Source organism: Candidatus Avelusimicrobium sp., from assembly GCF_056976295.1.
Genome location: NZ_DBMCTG010000015.1, coordinates 26,460 through 37,225, shown reverse-complemented (window position 1 = coordinate 37,225; position 10,766 = coordinate 26,460). Strand labels below are relative to the sequence as shown.

The window sequence follows — 10,766 nt, the reverse complement described above, 5'->3', positions numbered from 1 at the left end:
CGAAACAACCCCTGTAAAATAAACAACGGAAAAGCAACAACAAAAATCACATTGTTTATCCGTCAGCCCCGGGGAATCGGCGGCCCGCAGGGTTTTCAGAATCTACATCTTGGGTAGTTGCAGTTAAGGTTCAACAACAACTAACAACAGTTTCCCGGCTAAAATACCCGCAACAAGCAACTAGCCCATATAGCGCAAAAACGCCCCGGGCAAAAACCCGGGGCGTTTACGTTTTTCCAACACAAAGCAAACCTAATTTTCGGTTACGCTAATGGTTTTCCATTTGCCTTGCCACACGCGCCACACCATCAGCACAGCCGTCAGCGCGGCATAAAATGTCAGCCAACTCCATACCCAGAAGACAGACAACTGCCACTTATACACAATCAGCCACGTCCCGGGGATAAGCAGCCCCCACGCGCAAAAGAGCATTACCAACATATAAAACTTGGTATCCCCCGCCCCGCGCAAGGTTTCTCCGAAAATAAGATAAGTGGCATCAAACAGCACAAAGCAACTCATCAGTTTCATCAGCGGATAAGTTTTGGCGGTAATCTCCGCCGCATTGGGTGAACCCGCCGGCACAAATAACCCGATAAAAACAGGTGCAAAAAAGAAGAAAACAATTCCCACCGTGCCTGCATACAGGTAGCCTAATTTGCACGCGTTTTTAAGCACTTTCAACGTCAAATCCGGGCGTTTTAATCCCTGGTATTTGCTCGCCAAAATTTGGATACCCATCCCAAGCCCCAAAATTACCATAAATACCACCGGCTGCATAGACATTACAATATTGCTCGCTTCTAGCGACAAGACGTCAATACTGCCCACCATAAACGTAAAAAGCGTAAAGGACAAAATATCCATTAAAAAGCCAAAGCCGTTGGGCAGGCCAAAGCGTACCAACCGCGCAAAAACAGGCTTATAAAACCCAGCCAAACGGCGGATTTTAAACTCGCGCCGCACGCGCCCCGCACAAATAAGCGTGGCATAAATAATCATCATAGCACCGCAGCCGATAATCGTCGCCCACGCCGCACCGACAATGCCCATTTCGGGGAACCCCAACTTGCCGAAAATCATAATATAATCCAGCACAATATTTACGACGTTACCGGCCAGAGAGGCCCACATCGGCACTTTGGTTTGCCCGCGCCCGCTAAAAAAACTGGCCAGCGCGCTGTTAATCACCGTCAGGCCGCTAAACAAGTTTAATAAACTAAAATATTTTATTTCCAACCCGCGCACGGACATATCGTGCCCGAAGGAATTAATCAGGCCTATACCCAGCGGGGTAAGAGCCGCCAGCAACACAGAGGACAGCACCGCCAGCAAAATGCCCTGCCACAAGGATATCGTAACAGAAGCATATTTCTTTTTGGCATAATATTGCGAAATAAAAACGCTCGTATAACTGGCTAGCCCCATAAACATAGAGGCAAACGTCATCGCCAACACGCCTGCGGGCACACAGGCCGCCAAAGCCTCATGCGAGTGCCAAGATAAAAACATCCTGTCCGCAAACTGCATAATTACCTGCGCGGCCATCGTTACGATAAGAGGGTAGGACAAATGCCACAACTCGCCCAGCGAGGCTTGTTTATACATCTTTTTCATTTTACAACACACTCCAAAATACTGCCGTAAGGACATAAAAAACCCCGCAACCTTACGGCCACGGGGTTTATAAAGTCTTTCAAAAAATTACAGTTTGACGACTTTAACGGCTTTCGGGCCTTTTTCGGATTCCACGACTTCGAATTCAACTTCTTGACCTTCGGCCAAGGTTTTGAAACCGTCGCCCTGAATTTCCTGATAGTGTACAAAGAGATCTTTAGAACCATCTTCGGGGGTTACGAAGCCGTAACCTTTCTGGTCGTTAAACCATTTAACTTTTCCTTTAGGCATTTTACTTGTTACTTCCTTTTATAATTTACGGGTACTTAAACTTAATAAGTACCTACAATTATTATACTATAAATTAGGAAAAATGGTGCAAATATTATTAAATTTTTTTGGTACACTCTTTTCAAAAGGGTATAATTTATTTTATGAAATTAATGGAGGCCGTTCCAAATTTTTCCGAAGGTCACCGGCCGGACGTGATAAACACTATCGTCCGGAGGGTGGCTAATGTTTCGCGAGCCAAGGTGCTAAACGTAGATTCCAACGCGGACGCAAACCGCACCGTACTGACGTTAGCGGGCGAAGCGCAAGAGGTGCGAAAAAGTGCGCTGGAACTTTTTAAAGCCACTCGCGAACTGTTGGATATGCGCACCCACCACGGCGCGCACCCGCGCTTGGGGGCGGTGGACGTATGCCCGTTTGTGCCGATTGCCGATATGACCCTGGCCGAAGCCGCCGCCGAAGCCCGCCAACTTGGGCAGCAGGTGGCAAAATTAAATATTCCCGTTTACTTTTATGAGAAAAACGCTCCCACGCCCGAACGCCAAAATCTGGCTTTTTTACGCCGGGGAGAATATGAAAGTCTGCCTAAAAAACTGCAAGAACTTCCCCCCGATTTAGGTCCGCAAACTTACACGGAAAGTGTCGCTAAAACAGGAGCAAGTGTCATTGGCGCGCGCAATTTTTTGCTTGCGTACAATATTTCTTTAAATACTTCCGATATAGCCCCCGCCAAACAAATCGCCTCGCTTCTGCGCGAGAAAAACGGCGGGCTGAAAGCCGTAAAAGCCATCGGCTGGCTGATGCCCGGTTACCAAGCGGCACAGGTATCCTTTAACTTAACCGACTTTTACAAAACAGGTATGGCTGAGGTCTTTGAAGCGTGCAGACAAGAAGCCGGAAAACTGGGATTCTCCGTAACCGGGAGCGAACTCATTGGGCTTACACCGTTAGAAGCCCTCTTGCGTGCGGGCCGCTTTTACGCACCCATACAAACAGAAGAATATACGCTCGTTCAAACAGCCATTACCCGACTAGGCTTAAATAATATCCGCCCGTTTTCCCCCCGCGAAAAAATTTTAGAATACCGATTGGCAGACGAAAAAATATCCCGCTGACGGCGGGATATTTTTTACAAGCAGCAAAGTTTTTGCCACAACTCCACATATTTACCGGGCGAAATTTCCTCGGGCCGTGCCGTGGGTTTTACCTTGCAATCGGCTAACACCATTGTTATCTTTTGTTTATCATACCCCGCCAACGACCAGGAATTAAACAAGGTTTTGCGCTTGTGCAAAAAAGCGGCGGTAACTAATTTGTTAAAAGACGTCCATTTTTCACTTGGCACCGGGCTATTGTTCAAGCGCATAAACGCGAGCACCATACTTTCCACCTTCGGCGGCGGATTAAAGCAGCCACGGCCCGCCTTGCAAATAGGACTAATCTGCGCACGCAACTGGCTGAAAACAGACAAGGGGCCGTATCCCGTCTCGCCCGCGCGGGCACGGATACGCTGGGCTTGTTCTTTTTGGAACATAAATACCGCCGATTGAAAATGCGGACAGGACAGCACTTTATCCAAAATATCTGCCGCATCAATATAGGGCAAATTGCTAACAAACAGCGTGGGGCGCGGAGCCAGTTTTTCTAAATCTGCCTGTAAAAAATCCTGTCTCAAAATTTTTACGCCCGCAGATTCTGGTAAATTTTTCCGCAAATACTTTTCCATTTCCGGGTCAATTTCCACTACGGTAAAATTTCTGCATCCCCGGTCAATTAAGCGTGCGGTAAGCGCCCCTTTGCCCGGGCCGATTTCCACCAGGTTTTCGCTTTTTAACAGGAGGGCCGCATCTATAATTTGGTTGATTACGTTCTCGTTAATTAAAAAATGTTGTCCGTATTTTTGCATATCACTCCGCCAATACCTTTAAATTCCGTACGGCAATTTTATTCTTAGGCTCCAAACGCAAGGCACGTTCGTAATGGGTGCGGGCTTCATCATCCTGCCCAGCCACCACGGCAGCCGTACCTAACCCCAACCACGAAAGCACATCTTGCGGGTTTTTGTTTTGCGCCGCCAAAAAGGCTTGCGCGGCCTCGCCGCTGTTTCCGCGCGCCAAGGCGGCCACACCCATTAGCAGTTCGCATAGGTTATCCGGCGCACACACGGACAAGGAGTCCTGCAATTCCGCCGCCGCGTCCTCTACAAAAAAAATCCAAGTCCGCCCCATCACCCACAAGCCCATATCGTTGCCCACAATGCGCGGGTCATACACAGCCTTGGGGGCGGTTAAATTATTTTGCGTCAATGCCGAGGGCGAAGCAAAATCCACCGTCCTTCCTTGCATAGACAAATTCACATTATACTTTCCACTCCCCGCTAAAACAGCCTGTTCCAACCCGGAAATTAAATTATCTATTTGCTGTTGGCGTTCCTCCGCGGTAGTTTCCGGCAGTGTAAACATACGCTTAAAAGCGCGGGGCGCAAGGCCGTCCTGCGCGGCATTTTCCGGGCGCAGAGTTTGATAAGCCTGTTCAAAGGTTTGCCCGCGGCGGGTTGTATTTTTGGGGGCGGAAGAAACAGGGTTATACTCCAAAGAAACCTCTATGTTTACCGCCTTGGAAGCAGAAACCTTTTCAAGTCCCTTTTTAAAATCTTCAATCCGCTCTTTAAAGTCCTCTGCCGAGCGGCCACTCGCGCGATACACTGCATTTAGCGCAAGGCCCTCCGGCTTAAAACGGGTAATGGAAAAAGCCTCTGCCAGCACCTCGCGCGCCTTTTTTTTATTCCCTTGCTTAGCCAATAAAAACGCATAGCGCAACCGCGCCACATAATCACCGGGTTTTGTATGCACGGCCTTTTTGTAATATTTTAAGGCCTCTTGCGGACGGTTTAATTTTTCTTCCAAGGCCCCTAAACTTAACTGTGCGTCCTCATATGATGGAAATAAGCGCAAGGCTTTTTTAAAAGATTCTTCGGCCTGTTCGTCCCGGCCCATACTTTCGTAAAGCGTACCCAACTGGTAATGGTACAGCGGTTCTTGCGGGGCCAGTTCCACCGCCCGGCGGAAATGTTCCAAGGCTTTTTCCCAGTTCCGCTCCACCGCATAGGTGGAGCCTAAATTCATATGCGTATCGGCTTTTTTCTCATCCAATGAATTGGCCTGCAAAAAATATTCCTGCGCTTGTTTTACATCCCCTTTCCACCCGGCGGCAATGCCAAGCAACTGGTAAGACAGGGGATTTTTAGGGTCTAACCGCTGTGCTTCCTTATATTCGCTGACGGCTTCCTCCACCTTTCCGCTCCAATAAAGAGAGGCTCCCAATAATAAATACGGCAAAGGCGATTTGGCATTTTTGATAACGGCGCGCGCAAAACTGTCTGTGGCTTCCTTATACCGCGTCCGGCTCATTTCGTCCATACCGCGCCGCATATCCGCCGCCGATTGTTCCAACATCATACGGTCCCACACCGTTTGGGAATAATCGGTTTTGATTTCCTCTTTGCCAAACGAAAACGGAAAAAAGGCACACAGCGGCCCGGCAGGCACAATCAAAAGCCCCGCCGTCATTAAAAAGGGTATCAAAAGCCTTTTGTACTGCATATGTATATCATAAATAAAAAACAGGGAGTTGGGCAAACCTTAGTGTTCCAGATTGCGGCGCAGCGTTTGGATACGTTCTTGGATATAGTTGGACGCATCCACAGACAGCGGAGAATTTTTGCCCTGCACAATATGCATAGAGAGTGCGCGCTCAAACCACAAAAGCGCCTTAGAATCGTCCTTGGGCACACCATCGCCGGCCTGGTACATTTCTGCCGCTTGTAACATTACCCCGCAGTCCTCGCCTTTGTTAGCCATTACCACCGTCCATTTAAAGGCCAAGGGATAATATTCGCGACCTTCCTCCTGGTAGAGCATCACCAGGCGGTAGCGGGCTTCTTCGTCGCCGTTGGAAGCAAGCCGATCCCATTGTTCGTACAAGGCACGTCGGCGCGCGGCAAAGTCAAAAAAATGCTTTATCTTATTCCACCAAGTATGCAAAGTAGCCGGTAGCATTTCGTTCTCCTTGTAGATATTGTACACTATATAAAAATATTTCGCTAGGGAGAACACGCTATGATACGCCTTGATACGACACCCGTTAAAACGCTCCTTTCCAAATCTAAAATCGCCGGCTTTGATTACGTCATAAACCCATACGTCGGCTGCCCGCACAAATGTATTTATTGTTATGCGGAATATATGCGCAAATTTAGCGGGCACAGCGAGGAGTGGGGTGAATTTCTGGACGTCAAACAATGTGAGACGCCCTTAAAGCCTGCAAAACTCTTTCGCACCAACGTAATGTTAAGTTCGGTAACGGACCCGTATAATGCCTATGAAAAGGATTATGAACTAACGCGCAAATTGTTAAAGCAACTCGTCTATTGCCAAGCCAAGGTGCATATCCTTACCAAATCGGCCCTGGCGGTGCGGGACATTGATTTATTTAAGCAAATGTACCAATGTGAAGTGGCATTTTCCTTTTCTTCGGCAGACGACTCCTTCCGGCAAGCCGCCGAACCAAGAGCCTCGTCCGTACAGGACAAAATAAATGCCTTAAAAATGTTGCACGAGGCCGGCATTTCCACCGCCGTAATGGTGGCGCCGTTATTTCCCGGCATTACAGACTGGAAGCAAATTATAAATTTTACAAAACCTTATACAAACCGTTATGGGTTTGACAGTTTAAATATGCGCCCGGCATTTCAGAGCAAGGTATTAGATTTCGTAGAGGGACACTACCCCGACGCTTTACCGCTGATGGGAGATATTTATATAAAGCAAGATACGTCTTATTGGACGAAACTCGCCAAAGAAATTACCCAATATTGCCACGAGCAAAATCTGCGGGCAGATATTTACTTTGGCTCTTTTGCCTCTTATTCCGGCGAATAGCCCACAAAAAAGCCCCCAACTAGTGGGGGCTTTGTGCGTAAAATTTACTCGTTGGGCGGGTCATCAAAGCCCAGTTTCCAAGTAATGGCAAACCCGGCCGCCAGTGCCGTCAAAAAGCCTAATCCGTAAAATATGGCACTATGCAAATTGGATAAAGCAAGAAACAAAACCAGCCCGGACACCCCAAACGGAATAGCCGAAGTAACGTGGAAGGCCGCCACCACCGCACCGCCCACGGCCGCACCTAAACACGCGCCGATAAAAGGTTTAAAAAGTGGTAAAGTTACACCGTAAATAAGCGGCTCCCCGATACCCAGCAAGCCAACCGGCAAGGCCGTTTTTACAATCGTTTTCAAACGCGTATTTTGAGTCTTAAAGAAAACCGCCACCGCAGCCCCTACCTGTCCGGCTCCGGCCATACACAAAATAGGGAACAGCGGGTTCATCCCCAACATATCCACCAGTTGCTGGTGAATCGGCACCAAACTTTGGTGCACCCCCATCATGACAAGCGGCAAAAAGGTTCCGCCCAAAAGCGCACCCGTCAGCCAACCGCCGCGGGACAAGGCTTTCTGCGTACACCAAGCCAACAGGTCCGAAAGTTCCCCCGCCACCGGCTGAATCAGCACCAAGGAGAAAAAGCCCACCACCAAAATAGTAAGCGTCGGCGTGATAAACATTTCCCAAGTGCCGGTAATAAAAGAACGCAAGCGTTTTTCAAACCAACTGCCCGCCAAACACACCAGAAGCACGGCAATCACGCCGCCCTTTCCCGGCATTAACGGCGCGCCAAAAAGCGTAATTTTAGCAAGAGCCGGCATATTTAAAATTCCCGCAAAAGCCACGCCCAAAGCAGGAGTCCCGCCAAATTCTTTATTGGCGTTATATCCCACCACCGCGTTTAAATAGAAGAAAATCCCCTGCCCGAACACCGCCAGCAAACCCGCCGCATTGGGGCTGTCTGCCAGCAGCGTTTTAGCCAAAATATTGCTAATTCCCAATAACAAACCGCAGCCGATATAGGCCGGAATCAACGGCAGAAAAATATTCCCCACCACCGAGCAGGCCTTGCTTAACCAACTGGAATAGCGTTTGCGTACAGCGGTTTTATTTTCCCGCACTTCCCCCACCGCAGGAGCGGCCTCTTGTTGGGCCGGGGCTTGATAAATGGTATTGGAAAGCGGCGCAAAGTGGTGGCGTTCCTGAAAATAAGCCGCCAATTTTCCCGCCGTAGAAGGTCCCACAATCAACTGGTGTTGTACCCCCGAATAAAAATATCCCGCCACATCCGGCACCTTGCGCAAAGCGTTGGGATGAACCAGGGCTTCGTCCTTTACCGTAAAGCGCAAACGCGTCATACAGCAGCCCAGCGTAGCAATATTATCCGCCCCGCCCGTAGCCGCCAAAATTCCCTCATACATATTTTTTAAATCGGCAGGCATTTACTTTTCCTCCGTAGAAATAAATTCCCATTGGGCACTTACCGCATTGTAGCGTTCCATACGCCCGGTGTGAATATGAAAATACATCCCTTCCAAATTAAGTCCCCGTGCTTGCACGGCTTGCGCCACACACGGGATTTGTTTTAAATGGTCCAACTGGTCCAATACGTTATTTTTAATGGCTTCTTCCAAGGTGGCCCCGCGGTAAGAGGTATGCGTACGGTCCAACCACGCGCGGATTTCGGGCGTCAACTCCTCCAAATGTTGGAGTTTAGCAACCGCATTACAATCGCTATGCCCCAAAATAACAATATTTTGTACTTTTAAATTTTCCACCGCAAAACGCAAAGAGGCCATCATAGAAAAGTCCTCTTGGTCTATTTGGTTAAGCATATTGCGGTGCACGCAAATATGCCCGTCGTTTGTATTAAAAATGGCTTCGGGGCAGACCCGGCTGTCAAAACAACTGACCACCATTGAGTGCGGCGCCTGCGTATTTGCAATTTGCTCGGCGTGAATAGCGCAGAATCCGCGGCGGACCGGGTCTCCGTTGAAAAACCGGCGGTATCCCTCCACCAACTGACGCAGCCCGTCATTAGGATAAGCAATTAAATTCATACTTATATTGTAGCAATTTAAACTCGTGTCCTGCGGGATGCAAGCCCGGATGAACCGCCAGTATGGGATAAGCCCCGGTGCGGTTCCGGTTTGCCGCACATTATTATAACAACATAAACCCCGGAACGGAACGCCCCGGGGTTATCAAAAGATTTCCGTTATTTTAACTTAATGGGCAAATGGCCTTTTGCCGGGCGCAACCCAAGCAAAATTTCAGCCGCAATTCTCGCGGTGTCTGCCGTAGGGCCGTACAAGGCTAACACAGTTTGGGCCTTCGGATAAAGTGCAATTTCGTACGGGTTTAAGAGAGAAACAAGCACCGCCGGCTGATTATTTTGTTCAGCCTGCTTCAAGAGGTCCTGCACCAAGGCATACTGCTTTTGGTCCATTACGCTCGTCCGGCTGGTACCCAACACCGCAACATCAGCCCCCGCCATACACGCACGGGCCGCCTGTTCGGCAGCCTTTCCCGGTGTGCGCGGGGAATATACCGCATTTACTTGCGGCAAATGATTGGAAAGCGTATCCGTAAACGCACGCAACTGCAAACTAAAAATACCGTCTGCAAACAGCACCGCGCAAACTTTTTTGTCTTTAAGCGGAAGCAAATTTTGCGTATCGCGCACTAAGGTTACTCCGGCTTCGGCGGCCTGTTTGGCGGCCTCGTCAAAGCCTGTTTCCGTTGCAAAAGCACGGCTTTCAAACAGCCCCAAGCGTTCCTTTAATTTCAAAATTTTCTCCGCCGATTCGCGCACAAATCCGGCGGACACCGCAGGCTCTGCCGCCAGTTGCGTATATTCCACATAATCTGCGGCGCGGCCCGGATAAGTGCGGGCGGTTTTTACATCGCGGATGTCTCCGCTTAACAACAGCAAATTATTCCCCGCCCCATACGCCCGGCGGACAATTTCCTCCACGCCTACGCCCTTTACCGCGCCCATATCCAGCCCGTCCGTGGCAATAATGCCTTTAAAGCCCATTTTTTCGCGCAAAAGGCCCTTTAAAATCTTGGAAGAAAAGGAAGCGGTGTTTTCGTCATCCAAGGCCGGATAGACGACGTGCGCGCTTAACACACCCGTACCGCCTGCCGTGATAGCAGGCTGAAAGGCGGAAATATGCGTTTGCCACAGTTCTTCCGCGGGCAGAGCCGTTACGGGCTGCTCGTAATGGGAATCGGACGACGTATCCCCGTGCCCCGGAAAATGCTTGATAAAAGACGGCACGCCGTTATTTTCAAGTGCGCGAGAAGCCGCCCTGGAAAAACGCCCGACATCAGCGGAATTATCCCCAAACGAGCGTGTTTGGATAATTGGATTAAGCGGATTTGAATTGACGTCCGTAACCGGGCCTAATGCCGTATTGGCCCCGGATAACAAAATTTCTTTAGCCTGCGCGGTGTACATATCCGCCACTACTTTTTCATCACCGGAAGCCGCCAAAAGCATATTGGACGGCATTTGTTTTAGTCCCATAAACATCGGCGAAGTAACCGTTCCCCCCTCGTAATCTACGGCTAATAAAAGAGGAATTTTATGCGGGCTTTTAGCCGCCCATTTATTTAGGTCCTTGATAGTTTTTTCCAACCGTTTCCGTTGTCGGGCAATAAAACGCGCCTGATTTTTAGCGGTAATTTTTGGTTGCGTAACGGCGCCTTCTTTGGCTTTAATAAAAAAGCCTGTAACTTCGCCATTTAGCACAGCCTGTTTAAAGGCCTTTTGTTCGCCTATCAGCACGCGGGGCATAATGGTTTGGCCCACTTGCTCGCGCAAAGACAAATCGTCCACCGTCGGTACCGGGTTTCCCCACGCGGTAGCCGTAAAGGAAAACACCAAGCATAAAAAGAGATATTTTTTCATAC

General features: G+C 49.2%; 10 protein-coding genes. 2 read left to right on the top strand and 8 right to left on the bottom strand.

What is annotated here, in order from left to right; genetic code table 11:
* Positions 1–252 precede the first annotated feature (252 nt).
* The gene (locus ACZOTW_RS06540; RefSeq protein ID WP_483997810.1) at positions 253–1,617 is read right to left on the bottom strand and encodes an MATE family efflux transporter; all 1,365 of its coding nucleotides are present in this window, start codon (positions 1,615–1,617) and stop codon (positions 253–255) included.
* Positions 1,618–1,704: 87 nt separating this feature from the next.
* Positions 1,705–1,908: a cold shock domain-containing protein gene (locus ACZOTW_RS06535; RefSeq protein WP_087288232.1), complete on the bottom strand. Its 204-nt coding sequence runs from the start codon at positions 1,906–1,908 to the stop codon at positions 1,705–1,707.
* A gap of 143 nt (positions 1,909–2,051) precedes the next feature.
* Here ACZOTW_RS06535 and ftcD point away from each other — a divergent pair, with 143 nt between their 5' ends.
* Complete coding sequence (ftcD, locus tag ACZOTW_RS06530; protein WP_483997809.1) at positions 2,052–3,023, top strand: glutamate formimidoyltransferase; 972 nt, start codon at positions 2,052–2,054, stop codon at positions 3,021–3,023.
* Between the two features lie 14 nt (positions 3,024–3,037).
* Here the strand turns inward: ftcD and rsmA are convergent, their stop codons facing one another.
* Genes rsmA through ACZOTW_RS06515 form a run of 3 tightly spaced genes read right to left on the bottom strand, consistent with a single transcriptional unit; the run spans position 3,038 to position 5,966 of the window.
* Entirely contained in the window at positions 3,038–3,814 is a 777-nt protein-coding gene (rsmA, locus tag ACZOTW_RS06525; RefSeq protein WP_483997808.1) for a 16S rRNA (adenine(1518)-N(6)/adenine(1519)-N(6))-dimethyltransferase RsmA, read from the bottom strand.
* Position 3,815: 1 nt separating this feature from the next.
* Complete coding sequence (locus ACZOTW_RS06520) at positions 3,816–5,510, bottom strand: tetratricopeptide repeat protein (protein ID WP_483997807.1); 1,695 nt, start codon at positions 5,508–5,510, stop codon at positions 3,816–3,818.
* Between the two features lie 39 nt (positions 5,511–5,549).
* On the bottom strand, positions 5,550–5,966 hold the full coding sequence (locus tag ACZOTW_RS06515) for an SEL1-like repeat protein (RefSeq protein WP_483997806.1): 417 nt from the start codon (positions 5,964–5,966) through the stop codon (positions 5,550–5,552).
* Positions 5,967–6,026: 60 nt separating this feature from the next.
* Here ACZOTW_RS06515 and ACZOTW_RS06510 point away from each other — a divergent pair, with 60 nt between their 5' ends.
* Positions 6,027–6,848 carry a radical SAM protein gene (locus ACZOTW_RS06510; RefSeq protein WP_428038068.1) on the top strand — a complete coding sequence of 274 codons (822 nt, stop codon included), beginning with the start codon at positions 6,027–6,029 and terminating at the stop codon, positions 6,846–6,848.
* A 44-nt stretch (positions 6,849–6,892) separates the two neighbouring features.
* On the opposite strand, the gene ACZOTW_RS06505 is transcribed toward ACZOTW_RS06510, so the two are convergent.
* The 3 genes from ACZOTW_RS06505 to ACZOTW_RS06495 all read right to left on the bottom strand — a co-directional run bounded on the left by ACZOTW_RS06505 (position 6,893) and on the right by ACZOTW_RS06495 (position 10,764).
* A complete protein-coding gene (locus ACZOTW_RS06505) occupies positions 6,893–8,290 on the bottom strand; it encodes a PTS transporter subunit EIIC (protein ID WP_428043273.1) in 1,398 nt (465 codons plus the stop codon).
* Positions 8,291–8,908 (bottom strand): carbonic anhydrase, encoded by a 618-nt coding sequence (locus tag ACZOTW_RS06500; RefSeq protein ID WP_177746271.1) that lies wholly within the window; start codon positions 8,906–8,908, stop codon positions 8,291–8,293.
* 158 nt (positions 8,909–9,066) lie between these two features.
* Positions 9,067–10,764 (bottom strand): glycoside hydrolase family 3 protein, encoded by a 1,698-nt coding sequence (locus ACZOTW_RS06495; RefSeq protein ID WP_483997805.1) that lies wholly within the window; start codon positions 10,762–10,764, stop codon positions 9,067–9,069.
* Positions 10,765–10,766 lie beyond the last annotated feature (2 nt).

What these genes read in the sequence shown, in the direction of transcription:
- ACZOTW_RS06540 (WP_483997810.1), bottom strand. Translation starts at nt 1,617, where the DNA reads ATGAAAAAGATGTATAAACAAGCCTCGCTGGGCGAGTTGTGGCATTTG.
- ACZOTW_RS06535 (WP_087288232.1), bottom strand. Translation starts at nt 1,908, where the DNA reads ATGCCTAAAGGAAAAGTTAAATGGTTTAACGACCAGAAAGGTTACGGC.
- ftcD (WP_483997809.1), top strand. Translation starts at nt 2,052, where the DNA reads ATGAAATTAATGGAGGCCGTTCCAAATTTTTCCGAAGGTCACCGGCCG.
- rsmA (WP_483997808.1), bottom strand. Translation starts at nt 3,814, where the DNA reads ATGCAAAAATACGGACAACATTTTTTAATTAACGAGAACGTAATCAAC.
- ACZOTW_RS06520 (WP_483997807.1), bottom strand. Translation starts at nt 5,510, where the DNA reads ATGCAGTACAAAAGGCTTTTGATACCCTTTTTAATGACGGCGGGGCTT.
- ACZOTW_RS06515 (WP_483997806.1), bottom strand. Translation starts at nt 5,966, where the DNA reads ATGCTACCGGCTACTTTGCATACTTGGTGGAATAAGATAAAGCATTTT.
- ACZOTW_RS06510 (WP_428038068.1), top strand. Translation starts at nt 6,027, where the DNA reads ATGATACGCCTTGATACGACACCCGTTAAAACGCTCCTTTCCAAATCT.
- ACZOTW_RS06505 (WP_428043273.1), bottom strand. Translation starts at nt 8,290, where the DNA reads ATGCCTGCCGATTTAAAAAATATGTATGAGGGAATTTTGGCGGCTACG.
- ACZOTW_RS06500 (WP_177746271.1), bottom strand. Translation starts at nt 8,908, where the DNA reads ATGAATTTAATTGCTTATCCTAATGACGGGCTGCGTCAGTTGGTGGAG.
- ACZOTW_RS06495 (WP_483997805.1), bottom strand. Translation starts at nt 10,764, where the DNA reads ATGAAAAAATATCTCTTTTTATGCTTGGTGTTTTCCTTTACGGCTACC.